This window comes from Pseudomonas sp. JDS08PS003 (assembly GCF_045013505.1).
Classification (GTDB): Bacteria; Pseudomonadota; Gammaproteobacteria; order Pseudomonadales; family Pseudomonadaceae; genus Aquipseudomonas; species Aquipseudomonas protegens_B.
This window is the reverse complement of record NZ_CP120724.1, coordinates 6,095,179-6,119,218: the sequence shown is the minus strand read 5'-3', so window position 1 is coordinate 6,119,218 and position 24,040 is coordinate 6,095,179. Positions and strand designations below refer to the sequence as shown.

Below are 24,040 nucleotides of genomic sequence, written 5' to 3'. Positions count from 1 at the left end.
TCGCTGGCAAGCCAGCTCCTACGGTGGACAGGCACATCGCGTCACTTCCTGCAGGAGCCGGCTTGCCGGCGAAGGCGATCTTGAGGGTGTCCTCGCTGGCAAGCCAGCTCCTACGGAGGGCAGGCACATCGCGTCAATTCCTGTAGGAGCCGGCTTGCCGGCGAAGGCGTTCTTGAGGATGTCCTCGCTGGCAAGCCAGCTCCTACGGAGGGCAGGCACATCGCGTCAATTCTCGTAGGAGCCGGCTTGCCGGCGAAGGCGATCTTGAGGGTGTCCTCGCTGGCAAGCCAGCTCCTACGGAGGGCAGGCACATCGCGTCAATTTCTGTAGGAGCCGGCTTGCCGGCGAAGGCGTTCTTGAGGATGTCTGCGCCGGCAAGTCAGTTCCTGCAGGACGCTGCTCAATGGGCAGGCAAAAAAAAGCGCCCCATGCGGGACGCTAAAAATTCATCTCTTTCCAAAGGAGCATCAAAAAAACGCTTCAAGAGATGAATGTGCTCGGTAGGCAATCGCCGTTAAATATCTTCCTCGGCCGCAGCGGATGCGCAAGCGTCGCAAGGGGGAGTGCCGGTGTCAGCGGCGGCTGTTTCCTGGTTGGCGTCGCCGTGAATCTGTTCCTGGCTGGCCAGGAAGGTTTGGCGGGCCTGCTGTGGGCGTTCGCTGCCATCAGCAGCCCAGATGGCGGAGCTGGTAGTGGCCAGAAGGCCGATCAACAACAGTCGGGTGGGACCCATGGTGCTTCTCCTGACAAGCTCGCCGGCCGGGGGAATCACGGCGGATTCGAGTGTGTTCGGGAGTATATGGAGACCAACCTAACGAGAAGGTGAGGCCGATATTACAGTTCTGAAAGCCATGAGTCTGTGAAGAAGTTTTAACACCGGGCAGGCGTCAACCTGCCCGGCCAGGTACTTCAGAGCAGGGCCAGGGGGTACTCGACGATCAGTCGGAACTCTTCCAGGTCGGACTCGAACTGGCTGGAGCGGATGGTCGCCTGGCGGATACGCAGGGACAGGTCCTTGAGTGTGCCGCCCTGGAACACGTACTTGGCTTCGATGTCCCGCTCCCAGCGACGTTGATCGGTCAGCGGATCACCCGCCGCGTCGCGGCGCATATATACCGAGTTGGCGTTGCTGTAGTCGGCGCCGCTGCCGCGCCCGTAGCGGGTCATGAACGACAGGCCGGGGATGCCCAGGGTCTGCATGTCCAGGTCGTAGCGGACCATCCACGAGCGCTCCTTGGGCGAGTTGAAGTCGCTGTACTGGATCGAGTTGTCGAGGAAGATCGAGTCCGACTGGCGCAGATAATCGAAGTCGTCGTTGCCGTTGTTGCGCTGGTGCGACAGGGCCAGGGTGTGGGCGCCGTAGGTGGCGCCGACCTTGGCGCTCCAGATGTTGTTGTCGAACTCGCCCAACAGTTTCTTGCCCTCATCCACGGCCTTGTAATAGTTGAAGCCGCTGAACAGGCTCAACTCGTCGGACAGCGGATAATTGCCCGTGACGCCAAGGTAGTACTGATCCCAGGCGTCTTTCAGGCGGCTGCTGTAGAGGCTGAAACCGAGGTTGGAGTTGAGCTTGTAGTCGCCACCGAAGTAGCCGACCCAGGGCGAATCCACCTTGCCCGCGTAGAAGGTGGCGAAGCCATCGCGCATGCCACTGCTGTCGGGCTGACTCATGGCGTGCAGGCGTCCGCCCTGCAAATCCAGGCCGTCGATGCTGGTGTTCTCCAGGGTCACCCCGCGAAAGCTTTCCGGCAGCAGGCGCGAGTCGCCGTAGTGCACCACCGGCGTCTTGGGGAACACGTCGCCCACTTTCAGCGTGGTATCCAGGGCACGCAGTTTTACCGCGCCCCCGGCCTTGCCGTAGCCGTCGGCGGGCTCGTTGTCGTGGTTCACCGGCAGCATGCCGAAGGAGCCACCGCCACCGCTGCGACCGGTGCCGGAATCCAGCTTGAGGCCGTACATGGCGAAGGCATCGATGCCGAATCCGACAGTGCCCTGGGTGAAGCCTGACTCGAACTTGCCGATCAGGCCCTGGGCCCAGGCTTCGGAGTAGCCGTTGCCGGTGGGGCTGGACTGGCCTTTGCGATCATCGCGGTTGAAGTAGAAGTTGCGCAGCAGCAGGTCGAGGCGGCTGCCTTCGACAAAGCCTTCGGGCCGTTCCTCGGCGGCTACCGCCGCCACGGGACACAGCCCCAGTACCGCGGCAAGCACGGACAGGGACAGAGGGGGATTGATTCGCATGGGGTCGCTCCTGAGTGTTGGCAGCTATCAACTTTTATATCGCCAGAGGCGTTCTTATTGGGGGGACTGACAGGCGCAGAAACGCCATGAAAGTCGCGGTCGATAGTTGCAAACAGTCGATAACGGCGGGGTGACCCGGTGATTACAATTGTGCAAGAAAGCGCCGTGATAGCGGTCGGCAAAAGCCTCTGAATCCCCTATGAACAGGGGCTCTGGCGATGAGGGACGAGGCTGCCTGAAGGGGCATTACAGATAAGTAATGTGCCCGCGATCATTCTGACAGGGTCGGTTCCTTATCCTCGCTGGTGTCAACTGGACGAGGAAACTGTCATGAAGCCTTTCAACTTGAGTATCGCCGCGCTGCTGCTGTCCATTTCTTCCCTGGCTCTGGCCGAGGGCGGCGGTGATCGCATCTTTACCCGCGCCATGGTGGAGAACCAGAAGGCCATGGAGCGCTATGCCGCGAGCCAGGGCAAACCGGCCCCGGTGGTGCAGAACTACCGCTATGGTATGGCGCTGGATATCGCCAGGGTGGTCAACGTGACGCCTCCGATCAAGTCCTGCGAGGTGGTGCCCTCACGCATGACCTATGAAGACTCCGCCGGCCAGCTCAAGACCCTCGAATATCAGGTCGTGGGTCAGTGCCGTAACAACGGCAGCTGACTCTGGGCCCTTGATGCCGTGCCCTCAGGCGTCGCCCGGCTCGGGGTGCAGGGCAACGATCATGTCGACTTCCACCGAGGCGTTTTTCGGCAATTGATAGACCCCCAGCGAAGTGCGTGTGTGCACGCCGGCCTCGGCAAAGACCGAATACAGGATCTCTGAGGCGCCATCTGCCACTTCGCTCTGCTGGGTGAAATCCGCAGCGCTCTGCACATAGACGTTGATTCGCAGAATGCGCTTGATCCGCTGCAGGTCGCCCAGCATCTGTTCCAGGATCGCCAGAGCTCGCAGGGTACAGATCTGTGCCCCGTGCCGGGCCTGTTCCAGGGAGGTCTCGGCGCCAACCCGGCCGACCACCATCACGGTGTTTTCGATGCGCGGGATCTGCCCGCTGACATAGACCTCATCACCATTGCGCACCGCCGGCACATAGTTGCCGCCAATGCGCATCTCGCCTTCGAAACTGTGCCCGATCCGGGCTGCCGTCTGCTGGAAAAGTGTCTTGCGTGTTGCATCCATAGTCCAACTCCGTCGATCGCCGTGGAATTTCCCGAAGCCGACTATACGCGCTCCAACGCGGCGATGAATCTTCGGTGAAAGCCCCGTATCGACGGGCTTTGTCTGCCGTTGAAGTTTTTTTGTCGGACAAGTCGCAGTTGCTATTAAGAAAATTCTTTCAGGGCCGATGTTAGGCCCAAAGCAGCCTATTTTTTCAGTCCCCCGCCCCCGGTGCATCCTCATGTTCAATAAACGCTTGAAGCAAGAGCTGTCGGCGCTTCGTGAAGAACTCTCGAGCCTTCAGCAAGTGAAGGAAAGTCTTGAAAGCGAGATGCTCGTGATCAATTTGAGCGCCGATGGACGGATTCAATCGGTCAACCACAACTTCGCCCAGGAAATGCTCTACAAGGGGGGTGATCTGGTGGGCCGTGCCCTGGAGGACATCGTTCCGGATCACGTCAAGCACGACGAGTTCCATCAACGCTTCAAGGCGACCCTGGCACGGGGCGAGCATTTTGCCGGGGCGGTGCGCTTGCTGCGGGGCAACGGTGAGGAAGCCTGGCTGCGCTCCATTTCCCAGCCGATTCGTGACTCCGAGGGACGGATCAAGTACTTCGCGATCTTTTCCAGCGACCTGACCCGCACCATCGAAGCCTCCCGCGAGCACGAGAACCTGATCGGCGCGCTGATGCGTTCCACCGCGCTGATCGAGTTCGACCTCAATGGCCATGTGCTGACCGCCAATGACCGTTTCCTGGTCGGCATGGGTTACAGCCTGGCGCAGATCAAGGGCAAGCATCACCGCATGTTCTGTGAGCCGGAGGAGTACAACAGCGCGGCCTACCAGGCGTTCTGGAGACGTCTGAATGCCGGGGAGTTCATCGCTGAACGCTTCAAGCGGATCGATGCCCATGGTCGCGTGGTCTGGCTGGAGGCCTCCTACAACCCGGTGCTGGATGCCAACAACAAGCTCTACAAAGTGGTGAAGTTCGCCACGGTGATCACCGATCAGGTGAACCAGGAGCTGGCGGTGGCCGAGGCGGCGAACATTGCCTACAGCACCTCTTTGCAGACCGACAACAGCGCCCAGCGTGGCACCACGGTGGTCACCGAGGCGGTGAACGTCATGCGTGATCTGGCCAAGCACATGCAGGACGCCGGCGAAGGCATCGGCGCCCTGAACGAGCAGTCCCTGGTGATTGGCAGCATCGTCAAGACCATCAGCGGGATTGCCGAGCAGACCAACCTGCTGGCCCTCAACGCGGCGATCGAGGCGGCCCGTGCCGGTGAGCAGGGACGGGGCTTTGCCGTGGTCGCCGATGAGGTCCGGCAATTGGCCTCGCGTACCAGCAAGGCCACCGAGGAAATCGTCGGCGTGGTCCGGCAGAACCAGGACATGGCGCGTGAAGCCGTGGAGTTGATGGCCGAAGGCAAGCTGCAGGCGGAGCAGGGCCTGGCCCTGGCCGCGGAAGCCGGCACGGTGATCGTCGAGATCCAGGACGGCGCACAGAAAGTGGTGAGCGCGGTCGGGCAGTTCGCCAATCAACTGTCGACCTGAGTCGTGGGGCCCCGGTGACGGGGCACAGCTCATCCTCCCGGGGCGGCGCTCGCCGGCCCCGACAGCCTTTAGGATGTTTCCGAAGAGGCCTTAAGAATATTCTGAAACGCCGAACACGGCTTGGAGAAAGGTTACGGGGCGCCGATGGCAAGAGGATCGCTGTATCCACTCTCAGTCTGTCGGTGTATCCATGTTCAACAAACGTTTGAAGCAACAGCTTGCCACCTTGAGCGACGAGTTCAATGCTCTGCAGCAGTTCAAGGCCTGTCTGGAAACCCAGGTGCTCAGCATCGAGCTCGATGGCGAGGGGATGATCCGCCGGATCAACCAGAACTTCACTCAAGTGCTGGACCTCGACGGCCAACAGCTCTGTGGACACTCCCTGGAGCGCATCGTGTCGCGCCACCCACAAGCGACTGAGCTGTACCGTGCCTTCAAGTCGGCTCTGGGCCGCAATGAAAGCTATGTCGGTCAACTGCGCCTGCAGCGTGGCAACGGCCGCGATGCCTGGTTGCATACCTGTGTTCAGCCGATTCGCGACGGTGCCGGGCGGCTCGACCATTACACCTTGATCTGCACCGACCAGACGGCGTCGGTGGAAAGCGCCTGCGAGCATGAAAACCTGATGGCGGCGTTGCTGCGTTCCACGGCGGTGATCGAGTTCGATCTGCAAGGCCGGGTGCTGACCGCCAACCCGCGCTTTCTGGCGTGCATGGGTTACCGCCTCGATGAAGTCCAGGGGCAGAACCACCGTCTGTTTTGCGAACCCCAGGAATATGAAGGGGCGTCGTACCAGGAGTTCTGGGCGCGCTTGAACGCTGGCGAGTATGTCGCCGACCGCTTCAAGCGTATCGACAGCCAGGGCCGGGTCGTGTGGCTAGACGCCTCCTACAACCCGGTGCTGGATGCCAGCGGCCAACTCTACAAGGTGGTGAAGTTCGCCACCCTGATCACTGATCAGGTGAATCAGGAACGCTCGGTGGCCGAGGCCGCCGACATCGCCTACAGCATCTCCCGGCAAACCGACACCAGTGCCCAGCGCGGCTCGGCAGTGGTCACCGAAACCCTGGACGTGATGCGTGACCTGGCCAAGTGCATGCAAGAGGCCGGTGACGGTATCGAAGCCTTGAACGAGCAGTCCCTGGTGATTGGCAGCATCGTCAAGACCATCAGCGGGATTGCCGAACAGACCAACCTGCTGGCCCTCAACGCGGCCATCGAGGCCGCTCGGGCCGGTGAACAGGGGCGCGGTTTCGCCGTGGTCGCCGATGAGGTCCGACAACTGGCCTCGCGTACCAGCAAGGCCACCGACGAAATCGTCGGTGTGGTCCGGCACAACCAGGACATGGCCCGCTCGGCCGTGGAGCTGATGGCCGAAGGTCGGCAGCAGGCCGAGCAGGGCCTGACCCTGGCGGCGGAGGCCGGCACGGTGATTGTCGAGATCCAGGACGGTGCGCAGAAAGTGGTGGGCGCGGTGGGGCAGTTTGCCAGTCAGCTGTCCAACTGAGTGCCACGCTGAGGGTTCAAGTTTCGCGTCCGCCTGGCCCAGCGGACGCGGAGGGTCTCAGTGCTGCAACGGCCCATGGCATTCGTAATGCAAACGGTCGAACCACTGCCCGTGCAGCAGGAAGCTGCGGCGTGAATGGCCGTAGCAGGAGAACCCGGACGCCTCCAGTACGCGCACCGAGCCGAGGTTCTCCGGTCGGGCGTTGGCTTCGATACGGCTCAGTTGCAACTCCCCGAAGGCTCGTTGCAGGACTTGCTCCACCGCTGCCCGGGCGATGCCGCGACCGTTGAAACGGGCGCCCACTCGATAGCCCAGTTCGGCGCAATTGAAATAGGGGCGCTGCACCCGGTGCAGGTTGATGCGTCCCACCAGCTGTGAGTTTTCACGGATCAGGAATTGATAGCCGCGATCCGCTTCGGCGTCCTGTCGAGCCTGGGCGATGGCCTCGGCGACGCCTTCGGCACAGTAGTACGCAGCGGGTCGGGCGTTGATCGAGGCTTCGAAAAAAGCGCGGTTTTCTTCTTCAAAAGTCAGCAGTTCATGCACGTCGTCAGGCTGTGGGGCGGTGATGTACAGGTGCGTCATGGTCCGGTGGCCTCAATCCGTTGAAGGCGCCTTCATCTCACGTTCTGCAGGTCGGCTTCAAGCCTCCAGGTGCGGTTTGATCAGCTCGGCGAACCATTCGATAAACACATTGAGACGGCGCGAGCGATGGCGGCGGTCGGGGTACAGTGCGCTGATTTCCATGGGCGCCACCGGCAGTTCATGAAGCACCTGCACCAATTCGCCACGCTCCAGCAGGTGCTGCACATCGAAGCGCGGCACCTGGATCAGCCCCAGGCCCTGGCGACAGCAGGCAATGTAGTTCTCGACGTTGTTGACGATCACCCGACTGGGCAGGCCCAGCAGGTGCTCGCGACCTTCCAGCAGGTATTCCCAGGGCTGTTCGCGGCCAGTGTCCGGGGAGGCGTAACCGACCATCCACTGGCCGTTCTGCAAATCCTGGGGCGTGTGGGGTTCGCCTTGTTCGGCGAGGTAGGCGGGGCTGGCGCAGTTGATCAGTGCCAGGCGCCCGAGGGGGCGGGCGATCAGGCTGCTGTCCGCCAGGCTGCCGACGCGGATCGCGCAGTCGATGCCTTCCTGGACCAGGTCGATGCTGCGATCGCTGGCCCCCAGGGACAGTTGCAGGCCCGGGTATTGCGCCAGCCATTGGGGCAGGGCAGGTACGATCAGGCGCCGGGCGATACGGCTGGGCACGTCGATGTTCAAGCGCCCGCTGACGTCCACCTGGCGATGGTGGAACAGTTGGCTGAGTTCGGATGCATCCGCCAGCAGGCGCCGAGCCCGCTCCAGGAGGATGGCGCCGTCGGCGGTCAATTGCACATGCCGGGTCGTGCGGTGCAGCAGGCGAGTACCGAGGCCGGTTTCCAGTTGCTGCACGGCGGAGGAGACGGTGGCCCGTGGCAGCTCCAGAGCATGGGCAGCCTTGATGAAGCTGCCCATGTCGGCCACCTGGATGAACACGCGGTATTGTTCAAGCTTATCCATCGTATGAACGATCCTGGTTCGGGGACGCCGAGCGGCAGTGAATTACTGCATCGTCCGAGGCGATCGATGCAGCGGCTCGGCAGGCCAATTTACCCCTTGAACGCCAGGATTACTTGGTGGTGTAGCCGCCGTTGATCAGTAAGGTCTGGCCGGTGATCCACCAACCCTCGGTCACCAGATGGCGAATGAAGGGCACCACGTCCTCGATATCGGTGAGTCCAGTCTTGCTCGAAGGCGACAGCGCCGCGGCGCTCTTGTGGTAGGCCACGGCGTCGTCCCCTTCGGCAGGGTAGAAGAACGGCGTGTCCATGGGACCTGGTCCTACAGCGGTGACCGAGATGCCCCGGGCACCGAACTCCTTGGCCGCGGCCCGGGTGAAGTGTTCCACCGGTGCCTTGGAACCGCCGTAGGCGGCATAGAACGGGGTGAAGGCCCCCAGCAGCGAAGTCACCAGGGTCACCAGCTTGCCGTTGTCCTCCAGGTGTTTGCCGGCTTCCTTGATAAAGAAGAAAGCGCTCTTGGCATTGACCGCAAACATCTGGTCGTACTCGTCTTCGCTGATGTCGACTATGGGTTTTTTCAGCACCTTGCCCACGGTGTTGATGGCGATGTCGATCTTGCCGAAGCGCGCCTTGACCTCACTGAACAGACGCTCCACGGCAGCGGCGCTGGTGAGGTCGGCCTGCCAGGCGTGGGCCTCGACCCCCAGGGCCTTGAGCGCCGCCAGGGTGCGTTCGGCATCGGCCTGGCTGGCGTGGCTGTTGTAGTGCACGGCCAGCGCTTTGGCCCCGTGGCTGGCAAGGTCACGGGCAATCAGGCCGCCGAGGTTTTTCACCCCTCCGGCAATCAGCACGACTTTGTTGTTCAAGGAATGATCAGCCATGGTGCGGCTCCTTCGACGGTTGAGGTGAAGGCTGAGTCTAGTCTCTGGAGGGGTACGGATAAGCCGTCGACGGCTGGACGGATTATCCAGAAAATCCATCTAATGCTGTGGTCTGCCCGGGGGCTGGATAGGGCTACAATCGGATTTTTTCAGGAGCCTGCCATGCCCGCATTTCGTCGTCCGGTCCCTTTGGAAAAGGCCTACCGCCTGCTCAATCACGGGCCGACCGTGCTGGTCAGCGCCGCCCAGGGCGGCCAGCGCAACATCATGGCCGCTGCCTGGGCCATGCCCCTGGATTTCGAGCCGCCGAAGGTGGCGGTGGTACTCGACAAGTCCACCTGGACCCGGCAACTGCTGGAGGCTTCGGGCACCTTCGTTCTCAACGTGCCTTGCGCCGCTCAAGTGGACATTGTGCAGAGCCTGGGCAACAGCTCCGGACTGGAGCTGAACCACGCCGGCCGCGACAAGTTTACCGCCTATGGTTTGTCGACCTTTGCCGGCCAGGCCCTTGAGGCTCCGCTGCTGCAAGGCTGCGTAGCCTGGCTGGAATGCCGGCTGTTGCCCGAGCCCCACAACCACCAGCAGTACGACCTGTTCCTTGGCGAAGTGATTGCCGCCCAGGCCGATGCCCGGGTGTTCAGCGAAGGGCGTTGGCACTTCGACGGTCAGGACCCGCTGCGCACTTTGCACCATGTGGCGGGCGGGCACTTCCTGACCATCGGTGGCGCCATTGACGGTCACCAGTTGCCCTTGGCCGGCGAGTCCTGAGTCAGGGAATCAGCCGATAGTCACGCAGCCGCTGCAACTGTTCGAGCACGCTCTGATGGCTGTCGATGCAGCCGGTAAAGCCGGCCTGGCGGATCTTGATGGTGCTTTGCACCATGTCGTAGCCGGCGTTGAGCCAGCCATCGACGAAGGGCCAGGCGGCAATCTGTTCCCAGGGCGTGGGGCGCAGCTGCTGCTCCTGGACAATGCGTGCCCACAGCGGTGCCTTGTCGGCCATCTGCACCCCCAGGTGCATCGGTTGCGGTGTTGCGCAGTCCAGGCCGAAGAAAGCGGCAATTTCTGGCCACAGGTGCTGCCAGCGGAAGTGATCGCCATTGGTCACGTTGAACACCTGCTGCTGTGCCTGCGGTGAGGTCAGGGCCCAGAGCACGGCCTGGGCCAGCACCCGGGAGTCGGTGGCCTGGTGCAGCGCCGACCAGGCCTGCAGGCTGCCGGGGAAGCGCAGCGGCAGCTGCAGTGCCTGGCTGATGGCGGCGAAGCTGGCGATGCCGGTGAGGATATTCATCGGTGAGTTGAGGCTGGGGCCCATGATTCCGTCCGGGCGCAACACCGTCCAGGCAAAACCCTGGCGTTCGGCTTCGCGCCACAGCAGGTCTTCCTGATCGTTGTAGAAGATCGGCCCCATGAAGCGCGGATCGCTCTCCCTGGCCGGCGTCTTATAGGGCCCCAGGTGTTCACCGTAGGATTTGCCGCCGCCGATCAGCACCACCTGACGCAGTTTCGCCCCGGCCTGACGCAGGGCCTGGAGGCTGTGGTCGAGCATCGCCAGGTTCGGTGCCACTGTGGCGGCCATGGTTTCCCGCTCGCTGTAGGCGCAGAACACCAGGTCGGTGACGCTGCCCAGTTCGGCAAAGGCGCGGGCGGTGCCGGCGGCGTCCAGTAGGTCGGCGCTGAGATGGGCCGGTGCTGGGCTGCCGTCCAGCAGGCTGGCTGGTGGGCTGCGGCGGGCGGCGGTGGTCAGTTGCCAGCCCGGGGTACGGTGCATCAGCTCGACCACTGCGGTGCCGACCACGCCATAGCCGCCGATCACCAGCAAGTGACGGTCCGGGGAAGTTGAAACGCTCATCGGGGATACCTCGAATAAAGGGATCGCCAGCATAGAGTCGGGCCCTTGAGTGAAATAGACTGCCGGCCGGCACAGCATCTGTGAGTTGAATTCATATGGCGGGCAGCGAGATCAACCGGTTTGCCGAGATGGAAACCTTTATCGCGGTGGTGGAGTGTGGCGGCTTGTCGGCCGCGGCACGATTGAAGCAGGTGACGCCTTCCTCGGTGAGCAAGTTGCTGGCGCGGCTTGAAGCACGCCTGGGGGTGCGCTTGCTCAACCGCTCCACGCGCCAGTTGCAACTGACCCCGGAGGGGCGCGGCTTCTATGAAAACAGCGTGCGCCTGCTGGCGGACCTGCGTGAAGTGGAAGGCGAGGCCAGCAGCGCCCGGGCCCCGGTGGGCCGGGTGCGGGTCAACACCAGCGCGTCCTTTGGCCTGCATGTGCTGGCGCCCCTGGTGGCGGAGTTTCTTCAACTGTACCCGGAAGTTTCCCTGGACCTGGTGCACAGCGATGCCCTGGTGGACCTACTGGGGGAGCAGACCGATGTGGCGATCCGTACCGGGCCGCTGGCGGATTCGCAATTGATTGCCCGCAAGCTCGGGGAAACCCGCGGCGTTGTCGTCGGCTCCCCGGCCTACCTGGCCCGTTGCGGCGTACCGCAGACCCTGGAGGATCTGGCCGCGCACCACTTGCTCGGCTTCGACTACGCCCGGGCAGTGCCGGGCTGGCGCCTGGGCGTGGCGGGCGAGAGCCAGCTGCTGCAGCCCAATGGCCGGGTCCAGGCCAGCGACGGCGAAGCTTTGCGCCATCTGGCGTTGCACGGCGCGGGGCTGGCGCAACTGGCGGCCTTCACCATCGCCGATGACCTGGCCAGCGGCCGGCTGGTGCCGGTGCTGGAAGCCTTCAACCAGGCGCCGCTGGAAAGTTTTTATGCGCTCTATGTCGGCCAGGGCGGCCACGTGCCGTCGCGGGTACGGGTGTTCGTCGACTTCCTGGCGCAGCGGGTGCGCTTGTAGCCTGCCTCTGGTCAGGTGCGGCGGCGGATGCTTGAATCAACCCCCTGGCGACTTTTCCAAGGACAGAACATGCATGAAGTTTTCCAGCGTCTGGTGAGCCTGCTGGACAGCCACCAGGCGCGCTATCGGGTGATCCTGCACCCGGCCGAAGGGCAGTCGGCGCGGGTTGCCGAGATTCGCGGTACCGAACCGGGGCAGGGGGCCAAGGCCATGCTTTGCAGTCTCAAGGGAGCGAGTGATGTGTATGGGCTGGTGATTCTCTCCGGGGACCAGAAGCTCGACATGAAAAAGGTCGGTGCGGCCCTGGGGGGCAAGAAGGCGCAACTGGTATCGGCGGAGTTGGCCAGAGAACTGACCGGTTGTGTGATCGGTGCCATTCCACCGCTGAGTTTCGATCCGCGCATCCTGCTGATCGTCGATCCGCACCTGATCGAACGCTACGCGCAAGTTGCTTTCAATGCCGGGCGCCTGGATGCGTCCATGGTGCTCGATACCCAGGACTACCTGAGGATCGCCCAGCCTCGTCTGCTGGACGTGACCCAGGATCTGCAAGCCCAGAGCACCGCCCCCGACTGAGCCTTGGCTACCAGCTCACCTGCCCCAGGGCGTCGGCAAAGGCGTTGAGCTTCGGCGAGCATTGGCGTGAGGGCGGGTAGACCAGGGACAGTTCCCGGCAGCGTCCGTCATGGGCCTGAAGAACCGGCACCACAAGGCCTGCGTCGAGGGCATCGCGCACGGCGAACTCCATCAACTGGGCGATGCCGAAGCCGCCCAGCACCGCGTCCACCAGGGCGTCGCCGATGTCGAAGATCAGCCGTCCCTGGACCGCCAGGTCCAGGGGCTTGCCTTGGTCCATGAACTGCCATTCCACCAGGCGGCCGCTGCGCAGGTTACGCACGGTCAGGCAGTTGTGCTGCTGCAAGTCCGCCAGTTGCCGGGGCGTGCCATGGCGCTGCAGATAAGCCGGCGCCGCCACGGTTACCCAGCGCAGGGGCGCCAGGGGCCGGGCGATCAGGCGCTGGTCGTTGATCACCCCGGTACGCAGCACCGCGTCGAAGCCTTCGTCGATGATGTCCACCACCCGATCGGTCATTACCGCCTCGATGCTCAACTCGGGATAGCGGGCGGTCAGCTCGCCAATCACCGGCATCACTACCTTGCGCCCGAACAGTGAGGGCGTGCTGATCTTCAGCGCTCCGGTGGGAGAGTCCCGGCGGTCCAGCAGCAGATGCTCGGTATGGGCCAGTTCCGCCAGCAGCGGTCCTGCCCGGTCCACCAGGACCTGGCCGTCCGGGGTCAGGCTGACACTGCGGGTATTGCGCTGCAGCAGGCGCACGCCCAGTTGCTGTTCCAGGCGGGAGATGGCCCGGGACAGGCCGGATTGAGTCAACCCCAGGTCGCCGGCGGCCCGGGTGAAACTGCGGGTCTCGGCCACGCGGACCAACAGGCGAAGGGCGTTCAGATCCATGATTAAAGTCATTACTGAAAGAGAGAATGGCTTGTTTATCATTTAAACGGCATCGATGACACTGGCCGCCGCTTAATTTCATACAAGGATTTTCGCGATGTCCGCGACCCCGTTAACCAAGCCGTCGGGTTGGATGCTGTTACTGCTGGCCACCGCGCAGTTGATCATCGCCCTGGACGCCACCATCGTCTTTGTTGCCCTGCCGGACATTGGCCAGCGTCTGGGGTTCTCCGCTCAGCAACTGCAATGGGTGGTCAGTGCCTACAGCGTGGCCTTTGGCGGTTTCCTGCTGCTGGGCGGGCGTGCGGCGGACCTGCTGGGCAAGCGGCGTTTCTACATCATTGGCCAGTCCCTGTACGCCCTGGCGTCACTGGCCGGCGGCCTGGGAGGCAGCGCCCTGTTGCTGGTGCTGGCCCGGGCCGTGCAGGGCGTCGGCGGGGCGATGCTGTTCCCGGCCACCCTGGCCCTGATCAACACCTACTACGCCGAAGGCCCGGCACGTAACCGCGCCTTTGCGGTGTGGAGCGCGGCCTCGGCGGCGGGGCTGGCCCTGGGGGCGTTGCTGGGCGGGGTGTTGACCCAGTACTGGGGCTGGGAAGCGGTGTTCCTGGTCAACGTGCCCCTGGCCGGTGCCTGCGCGCTGATGGCCCGGCGCTGGATTCCCGCCGACCCGGCGCGCCAGCGCGGTCGCCAGTTCGATCTGCGCGGTGCCCTGACTGTGACACTGGGGGGCACTCTGCTGGTGTTTTCCATTGTTCAGGGGCCGGAGTGGGGTTGGACCGCGCCGGCGACCCTGGCTTGCCTGATGCTGTCCCTGGCGTTGCTCTGGCTGTTTGTCCGACTTGAACAGCGCAGCCCGGACCCCTTGATGCCGCTGCGCTTGCTGGGTTATCCACAACTGCGCATGGCCATGGTGATTACCGCATTGTTCATGAGCAGCTTTGGCGTGCAGTACTACTTTCTCAGCCTGTATTTCCAACAGGTCTACCAGTTCAGCGTGTTGCAGAGCGGGTTGGCGTTCCTGCCTTCGACCTTGCTGTGCACGGCCGGGATCTGGGTGGCGGAGCGGGCGCTGCTGCGTATCGGCTTGCGGGCGACCCTGGTCAGCGGCTTGCTGCTTGGGGCGGTGGGCATCGGCATGATGTACCTGGCCTTGCCCGGCAGCAGCGGTTTTGTCGGCCTGTTGCCGGGGATCGTGGTCATGAGCATCGGCCAGGGCATGACCTGGACCTCGATGTGGGTCTCGGCCGGGCAGGGTATCGCTGCGTCCGAGCAAGGGGTGGCAGCGGGGGTGGCCTCCACCAGCCAGCAGATCGGCGGGGCGCTGGGGCTGGCGTTGCTGGTGTCCCTGGCCAATACCTTGAGCCCTACGGGCAACCAGGCTTATGGCATCGAAATGGCCACTGCGGCCAGCGCCTTGCTGGCCTTGCTCGGGGCACTCCTGGCGCTGCGCCTGCCCCGGGCCTCAGCGGCCTTGCCGGCCTGTTCCGTGGCCCAGGGCTGAGGGGGATTTAATCGGGCTGGGGCAAGTGGCGGCGCACGGCCCACAGCACCCCGGCCAGCAACAGCAGGGCTGCCGAGCTTTGCATCAGGCTCGGCAGGTGTTGCAGGCAGATAAAGCCGTACAGCAGGGCGAACAGGGTCTCGAACACTATCAACTGGCCACTGAGGGTCAAGGGCAAGCGCCGGGTCGAGGCATTCCACATGCGATTGCCGAACCAGGAACCCAACACGGCACTGGACAGGCTCAGGCCCCAGAACAGCATCCAGCGTTGATCGCTGGCCTCGATCTGGGTACCCGGCAGTGAAAAGCCCTGGGCCAGCAGCCAGACCACGGCACTCATCAGACCGGTGGTGATGCCCCACAGGGTCGACCACTGACCGCTGTTGAAGCGGCTGCTCTTCAGGTAACGGGCGTTGTCGGTGGCGAACCAGGTCCAGCACAGCAACGCACCGAAAGCGCAGAGCAGACCCAGGGCCCGTTGACCCAGTTCCACGGAATCGCTGTGTGCCGTGAGCAGAGTGTCGAGGTTGATGCAGCAGATGCCGGCGAACACCAGCAGCAGCGGCCAGCGCAGGCGGCGCAGGGGCAGCGCGTCGGCGTCGGCGCGTCCGGCCAGAGTGATGGTCAGGGGCAGCAGGCCGACGATCAGCGCGGTGCTGGCCACTCCGGCCCACTGGATGGCAGTGGCCAGGAGCATGAAATAGATCAGGTTGCCGGTCAGCGCCAGCTTCACCAGCAAGGCGGCGTCGCCCCAGGTCAGGCGTTGCAACAGCTCCCGGGCCTGGGGCGCAGCCAGGAGCAGGGAGAATGCGCCATACAGCGTGAAGCGGGCACAGCTGAGCATCAGCGGACTGAACTCCGGCAACAGGCTGGGCACCACAATGGCCAGGCCCCAGACCGCACCGGCCAGGGCGGCGTAAGCAACTCCGCGTTTCATGCACACACTCGCAGCGATTCATCAAAGCGCGCAGCCTAGTCATTGCTGACCGACCGGACAAAGGATATATAGGCACCCACCTATTCTTTTGGGGAATGCCTGATGAGCCGCTTTGCCCGCCATTTACCACCATTGGAAACCCTGGTGACCTTCGAGGCGGTGGGACGCAGCGCCAGTTTCACCCGCGCCGCCACCGAGCTGTGCCTGACCCAGAGTGCAGTGAGCAAGCAGATTCGTGCCCTGGAGCTGTCGCTCAAGACCGAGCTGTTCGAGCGCCAGGCCCGGGGGGTGAAACTCACCGTCAGCGGTGCCTCGCTGTTTGCTGAGGTCAGTACCCAGTTGGAAGCGTTACTGCGCAGCGTCAGCCGTCTGCGGGCCGGGCGCGACGCCAACACCATCACCGTGCAATGCACCCATGCAGTGGCACAGTTCTGGTTGTTTCCGCGCTTGCTGGCGTTCAACAAACAACACCCGGACATCACCGTGAGCATCCACGCCAACAACGACATGGACGAGTCCAGCGTGGCCGAGCACGACTTCGCCATTCTCTACGGCGCCGGGCACTGGTCGTCCCTGACCGCCACGCCGTTGTTCGCCGAGATGGTCTATCCCATCGCCAGCCGGCGCCTGGAGTTGCCGGCCATTGACGCGCTGGCACAACTGGCCGAACTGCCCTTGATCCAGCTGGATGCCTCGGCCTGGAACTGCATCGACTGGCGCGACTGGTTCCGGCATTTCGGGCTGGACTACAGCGCGCCGCCAGGGGCCATGGGGTTCAACCAATTGACGCTGATGTTCAGTGCTGTGCAGCAGGGCATGGGCGTTGGCCTGGGCTGGGATTTCATGGCCAGTGAGTTGGTGGCCCAAGGCGAGTTGCAGCGCGTCGGCCAGTGGGCGTTTCGCACTGGGCAGGCAGACTTTCTGGTGCATGTGCGGCACAAGCGCCTGTCCGCCAGCGGCCAGCTGTTTCGCGACTGGCTGGTGGCGCAATCTGTTGAATGAGGGGGCGGGGCTCGGCAGGGAGCCCCGGAGTGCGGTCTAGAGGCTGGCCCGGGGCACGCTGAAGCGGAACTCGCTGCCCTTGCCCACTTCACTGTGGGCCTCGATCTTGCCACCGTGGGCATGAATGATGCCCTGGGTGATGTACAACCCCAGGCCGGTGCCGTTGGGGTTGCCTTCCTTCAGGGTCCAGTAGCGATCGAAGATGAACGGTAGCTGATCGGCGGGAATGCCTTCCCCGGTGTCGCGGACGCTGAATACGATCTGCTCGCCGTCGGACATCGCCACCACCCCGACCTTGCCCTGCTTGGGGGTGAACTTGATGGCGTTGCCCACCAGGTTCGACAGCACCTGGAACAACCGCTCGGGGTCGGCATTGATGGTCAGGTCCGGCTCGGCGTGAAAGCTGATGTCGATGGCCTTGTCCAGAGCCAGGGGCGCCAGCAGCGAATAGGCTTCTTCAAAGATCTGGCTGACCTCCAGCGGCTGCGGCGCAATGCTGTAGCGCCCGGCTTCGATCTTCGAGGTATCCAGCAAGTCCTCCAGCAGGTTGTTCATGCGGCTGGCGGCTTGTTGCATGGTGTCGATGGCCGAGGAAATGCGCCGTGACGTGTGTGGGCCGTCGGAGCTGAAGGCTTTTTGCATCATGCCGCAGAGCATGGAAATCACCGTCATCGGATTGCGCAGGTCGTGGGACACCACCGCCACCAGCTCGTCCCGGGCGCGCACCGCCTGTTGTTCACGCAGTACCTGGCGCGCCAGGTCGTTTTCCAGGGCCGAGCGGCGCAGGTCGTTGGCGGCGAAGAGATCGCCGTGGCTCCACTTGCTGGAAATGCCGGCCATCTCCACTTTCCAGATCTCGAACGAGGTGCGTGGCCGCAGGCGCAGGCCGGCGTCTGAGTTTTCCAGGTCCAGGGGTTTTTCCGGGTTGCCGCTCCAGTTGATGTTTTCCTTCACTTCGGGGCGGAACCACAGCACGCCGTTATCCACAGGCTTGGGCAGGCTCATGGCCAGGACGCCGCTGGCGACCTGTTGATAACTCGCCGCCGGCGGGTAGACGCTGGCCAGGTGATGACTGGCGAACACCGCTTGCCCGGTGCCTTGCAGCCAACGGTACAGGGCGCGGATTTCGTCCTGGGGCGGGCAGTTGCCGAAGCAGTGCAGCTGTTTGTCCTCGATGATCGCCACGCCACCGGCCTGGGTCAGTTCCAGCAGCTGTTGCGACGCCTGGGCCAGGCCGTCGAAGACGCTGTCGGGGGAGTCGCGCATGGCCTGGTCGAGGCTGGCCAGGGCGGCGACTTTTTCTTCTCGCTGGCGACTGATGTCCAGGGCTTGCATGGCACTGATCTGCAACGACAGCACCTGGCCGATGGTCTGGCAGGCAATGCGCAGCTCGTGGGGCACCAGCAGCGGCTGGCGGTTGCCACAGCTGATCAGGCCCCAGAGCTGATCGTCCTTGAGCAGGGAAATGCTCATGGACGACAGCACGCCCATGTTCTTCATGTACTGGCAGTGGATCGGCGACACACTGCGCAGGGTGGCGAAACTCAGGTCCAGGGCCTCCTGGGTGTCCGGACGCAGGGTCGGCAGCAGCGGCACTGGCTGGTAGTCGGCATTGGGGATGATCCGCAGCCAGTTGCTGCGATACAGCTCGCGCGCCTGTTGCGGAATGTCCGAAGCGGGGAAGAACAGGCCGTTGAACACCTCCATGTCGGGGCGGGTGGCTTCGGCGATCACCTGGCCGTGGCCTTCCTCTTCGAAGCGGTAGATCAGCACCCGGTCGTAGCCGGTCATGGCCTGGATCTCGGCGACGCTGATGCTGTACAGCTCGTGCAAGGTCTTGGCCGCTTGCAGGCGCCGCAGCAGGCGCCCGAGATTCTCGGTCTGCTGCTTGAGGTGCTGGTGTTGCGGGTGATCGGGCTGGATTTCCAGCTCCAGCATCAGCACCCCCTGATGGCGATGCAGCAAGCCTTCGAAGTGTGTGCCGTTGAGTGACAGGTGCAGCGGCGGGGCATCGAACAGCCGATCCAGTTGCAGCACCTCACGGATGCGTTGGCCATTCGCTTCTCCCAGCAATTGCTCCAGGGGCTGACCCAGCAGCGGTTCGGCCGGCCGACCCAATAGGATGTCGACGTTGGCACTGATCTGCTGGATGCGCAGTTGCGGCTCGGACAGGGTCAGCAACACACCGTGGGGCTGGATCGCTCCCGGGGAGCGGATCGGCTCGTTGGCGCAGTTGGCCAGTAGCTTTTCGAAGGCTTGGGAGTCTTGTGGGGTCATAGCAGCACCTCGCGGCGGTCGAGCCAGCGTTCGAAACAGGCAAATGTGGATTGCGCGGCGCTGACCACTTGTTGGCGTGCCTTCGCGTCTTCGGGCATGCGCCCCAAATAATCGAGAAAGTCCTTCCAGCGCCGGCCGGTGGCCGCGCCATAGATGTCCAGAAAAGCGCCACCGTTATCGGCGTCGAGATCCAGGCGTTGGGCCATCTCCCGGCGCAGGATCTGTCCGCCCAGGGTCGCGCCTTCCAGTACGTAGAGGGTGCCGAGGCAGGCACCGGCGCTGCTCAGGTGCGGCAGTTGCTCACAGCGGGGCAGGGCCTCGATGCTGGCTGCATTCAAGCCCAGGGCATGCAGATCCCCTCGTAGGGCCGGGGTCTTCAGGCGTTGGCTCGGATCGTAGCCCGCAGGGATCAGGCCGCTGTCATGCAGGGCCGCCTCCAGGGGCTGATAGAAGCCGTAGTAGGCCTGGATCAGGCGTCGATACCAGGCGCCATCAAGATGCTCGGAGAAGAACGGCAGGCGTTTTTCCAGGGCTACGTGCAAGGTCGCGGTGCCGGCGCGCAGGTCTTGAAGCAGGGTGGGAGCGGCAGTGTTTTGGTGCGGTTTGGGCATTCAGGGATCAGGGGTCGCAACAGGTAATGGACGCGCCATGGGCGTCATCGAAAGCCGGGACCAGGCTGTAGTCCCTGCACTAGAGCCATCGCACAGAAAAATGAGAGCGTCACTCTACCTGTGCTTTTTGCACCGACGTACAGTTTTTGACGCACCATTGGTCGGCAAAGGGTAGTTGATCGATGACGTGTTGCTGTGTCTGACTCCGTTAATGAGGCAGAAATTCCTTTTTCCGTCTCGCGGATTCTGCGGTGAGGGTCAGATCCAGACGTCGTTCTGGGCGGTGCGTTCGCCACCCTGATCGCCGGTGTTGAGCACGCCCTTGGGTTCGATCAGCAGCAGCTTGACCTCCTGTTCGGCCCAGGGCTTGTGCTCGACGCCCTTGGGCACCACGAACATCTCGCCACTGCCAATGGTCACCCGGCCGTCACGGAAGTCGATGTGCAGCAGGCCCTCGAGCACGATGAAGGTTTCATCGGTGTCGGCGTGGCAGTGCCAGACGAACTCTCCCTGCAGCTTGGAGATCTTGAATTGGTAGTCGTTCATCTCGGCGATCACCTTGGGGGTCCAGTGTTCGCTGAACAGGCCGAGTTTCTGGGCGAAGTTGATGCTCTGGTAGGCGTTTTGCGGGGCAGGGTTTTGCATGTTGCGGTCCACCTCAGTGATGAATGAGCACTGAGGGTAAACAGCCAGGGGCGAAGGTTTCTTGAACGATCGTGTGTGGCTCAGCGGCCGAGCATCTTCAGCCAGCGTGCCGGTGGCAGGCCGTAGGTCTGGCGAAACTGCCGGGTCATGTGGCTCTGGTCGGTGAAGCCGGCGATCAGTGCGGCGTTGGCCAGAGTCTGGCCCTGCACCAGCAGCGCGCGGACCAGGTCCAGGCGGCGCATGCTCAGGTAACGGTAGGGGCTGGTGCCGAACAGCAGGCGAAAATCCCGGGACAGGCTCCAGCGGTCACGCCCGCTGTGGGCCGCCAGTTCCTCCAGGGTCAGGGTACGGTCCAGGGCGCTGTGAATGTATTCCCGGGCTCGCTCGGCCGCCACATAGTCGAAGCGCTGCCGCGATTGGGCGACCCCGGAGACGCTGTTCAGGGCATGGGCCAGGTCGAACAGGGCGTCTTCCTGTTCCAGCGGGTCCATGGGGCTTTCGACCCCGCGCAGCAGGGCCTCGGTAGCGGCGAACAGTCGCGGGTCGTTGGACAGGCCGCCGGTAATGAAGGGCAGGGGCTGGCCGCCGAGGATCTGCTGGATCAGCGCCGGCTCGACATACAGCATGCGGTAGTGAAAGCCGTCATGGGTGCCGGCCTCGCCGTCGTGGGCTTCATCGGGGTGCAGGACCATGGTGGCGCCGGGCAGGCTATGGCGCCAGCCGCCGCGGTACTGGAAGCTCTGGACCCCGCGCAGGGTGCGGCCGATGGCGTAAGTGTCGTGGCGGTGCATGTCATAGCCATGGCCGGCGAAATACGCCTCGATGCGCTCCAGGCCCCGGGCGGGCGGCGCGCGGTGAACCCAGTCGGTGACAGCTGCGGGTTTGGCCATGGAACGGTCCTGATGGATGAAACCGAGGGCGGTACGTTAACTCAGGGGCGCGCTGGCTGTCTTGCCCCTCGGTTCACGCCGTGGCGGTGATGCCGGAAGCCGGGGGCCTTGCAGGAGGGCTCCGGTGCCGCGCGGCCTATTGCCTGAGCCGGGTTTCGAGGCCAATCGGCGGTTGCCTGGGCAGGCGCGAGTGGAGTAGCGTCGTTCCCCCGGACCCCTTTACGGCAACTCGCACTCATGCACGCCCCACACCTGGTTTACCTTGCCCCGCTGTTGTCGCTGGCCCTGCTCTGGAGCGTGGCGGTGATCACCCCCGGACCGAACTTTTTCACCACCGCACAACTGGCGGCGGGCAACTCGCGGCGCCATGGTCTGTTCGCCGCCCTGGGGGTGGCCAGCGGCACCGTGCTCTGGGGGCTGGCGGGAGGCTTGGGCATCAAGTCGCTGTTCAGCGCGGCGCCGGCGCTGTTCGTGTTGTTCAAGGTTGCCGGTGGCTGTTACTTGATCTACCTGGGGCTCAAGCAGTTCAAGCGCAAACCGGCCCTGGATAATCCAACCGCCAATGGCGCGGTCCATGCTGAGCGCAGCCTGTTCTCGGCCTACCGGCTGGGCTTTCTCGGCAACATGACCAACCCCAAGTCGGCGCTGTTCGTGGCCACTATCTTTGCCACGTCGATGCCGGCTTCCCCGCCACCTCTGCTGCTTGGGCTGGCAGTGCTGACCATGGCCGGCCTGTCGCTGTCCTGGTACTGCTGCGTGGCGCTGTTTTTCGCCAGCAGCCGGGTGGCCGGGTTCTACGCCCGGGCCCGTCGCTGGCTGGACCGTCTGGCCGGTGGTTGTTATGTGCTGTTTGGCGGGCATCTGCTGGCCAACCGCTGAACGGCCGGCGCCTTGCGCTGGCCAGGATATGCCCCCCAACAAGGACGACCCGTCCCCGTATCAGGAGACTGAACATGGCTGTTGTTTTTCGCCCGGTGGCAGAGGCGGACATTCCGCGGATCTGCAGTTTCGTGGGCAATCCCCAGGAGTTGTATTTCTTCTTTCCTGCCGCCACCTGGCCACTGACCCACGCGCAACTGCGCGATTCCATCGCCCAGCGCAGCGACTCGACGGTGATCGAGCGTGACGGGCAGGTGGTGGGTTTTGCCAACTTCTACCGCTGGGCCAGCGGCGGCACCTGCACCATCGGCAATGTCATCGTCGACCCAGAGGTGCGCGGCGCGGGCCTGGCGGCGCAACTGATCGGGCAGATGATCCACATCGCCCACAGCAAGCACCAAGCCTGCGAGGTGACGCTGTCGTGCTTCAACAGCAACGTGGCGGGGTTGCTGCTCTATCCGAAGCTGGGTTTTGTGCCGTTCGCCATCGAAGAGCGCAAGAACAAGGAGCAGGAGCGGGTGGCGCTGATCCATTTGCGCTACAGCCCCAGCTGAAACCTACAGCCGTCAGCAATCACTTTTTCAACGGAAACCATTTATGAGCAAGTTGCGGGTCGGAATTATTTTTGGTGGCCGTTCGGCCGAACACGAAGTGTCGCTGCAGTCGGCGCGCAACATCGTCGATGCCCTGGATCGCTCGCGTTTCGAGCCGGTGCTGATCGGCATCGACAAGCAGGGCCACTGGCACCTCAATGACACCTCGAACTTTCTGATCAACCAGGAAAACCCTGCACTGATCGCCCTCAACCAGTCCAACCGCGAACTGGCGGTGGTACCCGGCAAGGCCAGCCAGCAACTGGTGGAGACCTCCAGCCAGGAACTGTTGGGGCATGTCGATGTGATCTTCCCCATCGTCCACGGCACCCTGGGGGAAGACGGTTGCCTGCAGGGCTTGTTGCGCATGGCCGACCTGCCCTTTGTCGGCTCCGATGTGCTGGGCTCGGCGGTGTGCATGGACAAGGACATCAGCAAGCGCCTGCTGCGCGATGCCGGGCTGGCGGTTACGCCGTTTATCACCCTGACCCGAGCCAGTCGTGGCCGCTACGGTTTTGCTCAGGTCCGGGACAAGCTCGGCCTGCCGCTGTTCGTCAAACCGGCGAACCAGGGCTCGTCGGTGGGGGTGAGCAAGGTCGAAAACGAAGCCGATTATCTGGCCGCTGTGGAGCTGGCGCTGGGCTTTGACCACAAGGTGCTGGTGGAGTCGGCAGTGCGCGGACGGGAAATCGAATGCGCAGTGCTGGGCAATGACCAGCCGCTTGCCAGTGGCTGTGGCGAGATCGTGGTCAGCAAGGGTTTCTACTCCTATGACAGCAAGTACATCGACGAGCAGGCGGCCCAGGTGGTGGTACCGGCGGCGATCAGCCCGGCTGATAGCCAGCGGATTCAGGCCCTGGCCATCGAGGCATTTCAGGTGCTGGGTTGCTCCGGGCTGGCCCGGGTTGACGTGTTTCTCACCGACAGTGGTGAAGTGCTGATCAATGAAATCAATTCCCTGCCGGGGTTCACGCGTATCAGCATGTACCCCAAACTCTGGCAGGCCGCCGGCATGAGCTACAGCGAGCTGGTCAGCCGGCTGATCGAGCTGGCCCTGGAGCGTCATGGCGAGCGCCAAACCTTGAAAATCACCCGCTGAGGTGGGGCTCAATTGACTAGGGAAGTAACGGATGAGCGTGGTAACAGAAGCATCGGTTTTTCTTTTTTCCTACGGCACTTTGCAGGACAAAGCGGTTCAACTGGCCAACTTCGGCCGTGAGCTACAGGGCAGCAAGGACGCGATGCTTGGTTACGAGCAGAGCTGGGTGGAAATCACCGACCCCGACGTTCTGGCTGCCAGCGGCAAGACCCATCACCCGATCCTGCGCCCGGGGTCGGCAGACAGCGCGCCGATCGCCGGCACGGTGTTTCGCATCACGCCCAAGGAGCTGGCGGCGGCCGACAGCTATGAAGTCTCGGACTACAAGCGGGTCAGCGTGACCCTGGCCTCCGGGATCGAAGCCTGGGTCTACGTCAGCGCCTGATTCCG

The 24,040-nt window shown here is 63.4% G+C and carries 25 protein-coding genes and 2 pseudogenes; 14 read left to right on the top strand and 13 right to left on the bottom strand.

Translation table 11 applies throughout. The annotated features are described in order from the left end of the window. Nucleotides 1-514: 514 nt before the first annotated feature. Nucleotides 515-733, bottom strand: coding sequence for a hypothetical protein (locus tag P7C00_RS27280; RefSeq protein WP_346633765.1), 219 nt, complete (start codon nt 731-733; stop codon nt 515-517). 176 nt (nt 734-909) lie between these two features. Then, nucleotides 910-2,238, bottom strand: a complete 1,329-nt coding sequence (locus tag P7C00_RS27275; protein ID WP_404937665.1) for an OprD family porin — start codon at nt 2,236-2,238, stop codon at nt 910-912. A 330-nt stretch (nt 2,239-2,568) separates the two neighbouring features. On the opposite strand from P7C00_RS27275, the gene P7C00_RS27270 reads away from it, so the two are divergent. Then, entirely contained in the window at nt 2,569-2,901 is a 333-nt protein-coding gene (locus P7C00_RS27270) for a DUF2790 domain-containing protein (protein ID WP_404937664.1), read from the top strand. A 24-nt stretch (nt 2,902-2,925) separates the two neighbouring features. On the opposite strand, the gene P7C00_RS27265 is transcribed toward P7C00_RS27270, so the two are convergent. Continuing rightward, the gene (locus P7C00_RS27265) at nt 2,926-3,420 is read right to left on the bottom strand and encodes a RidA family protein (protein ID WP_404937663.1); all 495 of its coding nucleotides are present in this window, start codon (nt 3,418-3,420) and stop codon (nt 2,926-2,928) included. A 166-nt stretch (nt 3,421-3,586) separates the two neighbouring features. Here P7C00_RS27265 and P7C00_RS27260 point away from each other — a divergent pair. The 4 genes and pseudogenes from P7C00_RS27260 to P7C00_RS27245 form a co-directional block, all read left to right on the top strand. Next, a pseudogene (locus P7C00_RS27260) lies at nt 3,587-4,363 on the top strand (PAS domain-containing protein); the annotation flags it as partial. 162 nt (nt 4,364-4,525) lie between these two features. Next, nucleotides 4,526-4,957 carry a methyl-accepting chemotaxis protein gene (locus P7C00_RS27255; protein WP_404940104.1) on the top strand — a complete coding sequence of 144 codons (432 nt, stop codon included), beginning with the start codon at nt 4,526-4,528 and terminating at the stop codon, nt 4,955-4,957. A gap of 190 nt (nt 4,958-5,147) precedes the next feature. Next, nucleotides 5,148-5,873, top strand: a pseudogene (locus P7C00_RS27250) (PAS domain-containing protein); the annotation flags it as partial. Further along, nucleotides 5,856-6,464, top strand: coding sequence for a methyl-accepting chemotaxis protein (locus tag P7C00_RS27245; RefSeq protein WP_404940102.1), 609 nt, complete (start codon nt 5,856-5,858; stop codon nt 6,462-6,464). The pseudogene P7C00_RS27250 and the gene P7C00_RS27245, both read left to right, overlap by 18 nt. Nucleotides 6,465-6,521: 57 nt before the next feature. Here the strand turns inward: P7C00_RS27245 and P7C00_RS27240 are convergent, their stop codons facing one another. From P7C00_RS27240 to P7C00_RS27230, 3 genes are all read right to left on the bottom strand, one after another. Further along, complete coding sequence (locus tag P7C00_RS27240; protein ID WP_346633771.1) at nt 6,522-7,049, bottom strand: GNAT family N-acetyltransferase; 528 nt, start codon at nt 7,047-7,049, stop codon at nt 6,522-6,524. Nucleotides 7,050-7,106: 57 nt separating this feature from the next. Next, complete coding sequence (locus P7C00_RS27235) at nt 7,107-8,012, bottom strand: LysR family transcriptional regulator (RefSeq protein WP_346633772.1); 906 nt, start codon at nt 8,010-8,012, stop codon at nt 7,107-7,109. 109 nt (nt 8,013-8,121) lie between these two features. Further along, nucleotides 8,122-8,895: an SDR family oxidoreductase gene (locus P7C00_RS27230; RefSeq protein WP_346633773.1), complete on the bottom strand. Its 774-nt coding sequence runs from the start codon at nt 8,893-8,895 to the stop codon at nt 8,122-8,124. Nucleotides 8,896-9,057: 162 nt separating this feature from the next. On the opposite strand from P7C00_RS27230, the gene P7C00_RS27225 reads away from it, so the two are divergent. Continuing rightward, nucleotides 9,058-9,663, top strand: a complete 606-nt coding sequence (locus tag P7C00_RS27225) for a flavin reductase family protein (RefSeq protein ID WP_404937662.1) — start codon at nt 9,058-9,060, stop codon at nt 9,661-9,663. Between the two features lies 1 nt (nt 9,664). On the opposite strand, the gene P7C00_RS27220 is transcribed toward P7C00_RS27225, so the two are convergent. Next, nucleotides 9,665-10,747, bottom strand: a complete 1,083-nt coding sequence (locus tag P7C00_RS27220; protein ID WP_346633775.1) for an SDR family oxidoreductase — start codon at nt 10,745-10,747, stop codon at nt 9,665-9,667. Nucleotides 10,748-10,842: 95 nt separating this feature from the next. On the opposite strand from P7C00_RS27220, the gene P7C00_RS27215 reads away from it, so the two are divergent. Together P7C00_RS27215 and P7C00_RS27210 are read left to right on the top strand one after the other, a co-directional pair. Then, entirely contained in the window at nt 10,843-11,745 is a 903-nt protein-coding gene (locus tag P7C00_RS27215) for a LysR family transcriptional regulator (protein ID WP_346633776.1), read from the top strand. Between the two features lie 69 nt (nt 11,746-11,814). Further along, nucleotides 11,815-12,321, top strand: coding sequence for a YbaK/prolyl-tRNA synthetase associated domain-containing protein (locus P7C00_RS27210; RefSeq protein WP_346633777.1), 507 nt, complete (start codon nt 11,815-11,817; stop codon nt 12,319-12,321). A gap of 7 nt (nt 12,322-12,328) precedes the next feature. Here P7C00_RS27210 and P7C00_RS27205 read toward each other — a convergent pair whose 3' ends face one another. Further along, complete coding sequence (locus tag P7C00_RS27205; RefSeq protein ID WP_346633778.1) at nt 12,329-13,213, bottom strand: LysR family transcriptional regulator; 885 nt, start codon at nt 13,211-13,213, stop codon at nt 12,329-12,331. Nucleotides 13,214-13,310: 97 nt separating this feature from the next. Between P7C00_RS27205 and P7C00_RS27200 the strand changes: the two genes are divergently transcribed. Beyond that, the gene (locus P7C00_RS27200) at nt 13,311-14,717 is read left to right on the top strand and encodes an MFS transporter (protein WP_346633779.1); all 1,407 of its coding nucleotides are present in this window, start codon (nt 13,311-13,313) and stop codon (nt 14,715-14,717) included. 7 nt (nt 14,718-14,724) lie between these two features. Here the strand turns inward: P7C00_RS27200 and P7C00_RS27195 are convergent, their stop codons facing one another. After that, the gene (locus P7C00_RS27195; protein ID WP_346633780.1) at nt 14,725-15,654 is read right to left on the bottom strand and encodes a DMT family transporter; all 930 of its coding nucleotides are present in this window, start codon (nt 15,652-15,654) and stop codon (nt 14,725-14,727) included. A 102-nt stretch (nt 15,655-15,756) separates the two neighbouring features. Here P7C00_RS27195 and P7C00_RS27190 point away from each other — a divergent pair, with 102 nt between their 5' ends. Further along, on the top strand, nt 15,757-16,656 hold the full coding sequence (locus P7C00_RS27190; RefSeq protein ID WP_053160043.1) for a LysR substrate-binding domain-containing protein: 900 nt from the start codon (nt 15,757-15,759) through the stop codon (nt 16,654-16,656). A 36-nt stretch (nt 16,657-16,692) separates the two neighbouring features. Here P7C00_RS27190 and P7C00_RS27185 read toward each other — a convergent pair whose 3' ends face one another. The 4 genes from P7C00_RS27185 to P7C00_RS27170 all read right to left on the bottom strand — a co-directional run bounded on the left by P7C00_RS27185 (nt 16,693) and on the right by P7C00_RS27170 (nt 21,079). After that, nucleotides 16,693-18,933, bottom strand: a complete 2,241-nt coding sequence (locus P7C00_RS27185) for an ATP-binding protein (protein WP_404937661.1) — start codon at nt 18,931-18,933, stop codon at nt 16,693-16,695. Continuing rightward, nucleotides 18,930-19,544: a biliverdin-producing heme oxygenase gene (locus P7C00_RS27180; protein ID WP_346633782.1), complete on the bottom strand. Its 615-nt coding sequence runs from the start codon at nt 19,542-19,544 to the stop codon at nt 18,930-18,932. Before P7C00_RS27180 ends, P7C00_RS27185 begins: the two co-directional genes overlap by 4 nt. 258 nt (nt 19,545-19,802) lie before the next feature. Continuing rightward, a complete protein-coding gene (locus P7C00_RS27175) occupies nt 19,803-20,189 on the bottom strand; it encodes a cupin domain-containing protein (protein WP_346633783.1) in 387 nt (128 codons plus the stop codon). Nucleotides 20,190-20,269: 80 nt separating this feature from the next. Further along, the gene (locus tag P7C00_RS27170; RefSeq protein WP_346633784.1) at nt 20,270-21,079 is read right to left on the bottom strand and encodes an AraC family transcriptional regulator; all 810 of its coding nucleotides are present in this window, start codon (nt 21,077-21,079) and stop codon (nt 20,270-20,272) included. A 237-nt stretch (nt 21,080-21,316) separates the two neighbouring features. Between P7C00_RS27170 and P7C00_RS27165 the strand changes: the two genes are divergently transcribed. The 4 genes from P7C00_RS27165 (at nt 21,317) to P7C00_RS27150 (ending at nt 24,035) form a co-directional block, all read left to right on the top strand. Continuing rightward, entirely contained in the window at nt 21,317-21,958 is a 642-nt protein-coding gene (locus P7C00_RS27165) for a LysE family transporter (RefSeq protein ID WP_346633785.1), read from the top strand. 74 nt (nt 21,959-22,032) lie between these two features. Further along, the gene (locus tag P7C00_RS27160; RefSeq protein ID WP_346633786.1) at nt 22,033-22,512 is read left to right on the top strand and encodes a GNAT family N-acetyltransferase; all 480 of its coding nucleotides are present in this window, start codon (nt 22,033-22,035) and stop codon (nt 22,510-22,512) included. Nucleotides 22,513-22,555: 43 nt separating this feature from the next. Next, nucleotides 22,556-23,650 carry a D-alanine--D-alanine ligase gene (gene ddlA, locus P7C00_RS27155; RefSeq protein WP_346633787.1) on the top strand — a complete coding sequence of 365 codons (1,095 nt, stop codon included), beginning with the start codon at nt 22,556-22,558 and terminating at the stop codon, nt 23,648-23,650. Nucleotides 23,651-23,681: 31 nt separating this feature from the next. Beyond that, nucleotides 23,682-24,035 carry a gamma-glutamylcyclotransferase family protein gene (locus tag P7C00_RS27150; RefSeq protein WP_337153805.1) on the top strand — a complete coding sequence of 118 codons (354 nt, stop codon included), beginning with the start codon at nt 23,682-23,684 and terminating at the stop codon, nt 24,033-24,035. Nucleotides 24,036-24,040 lie beyond the last annotated feature (5 nt).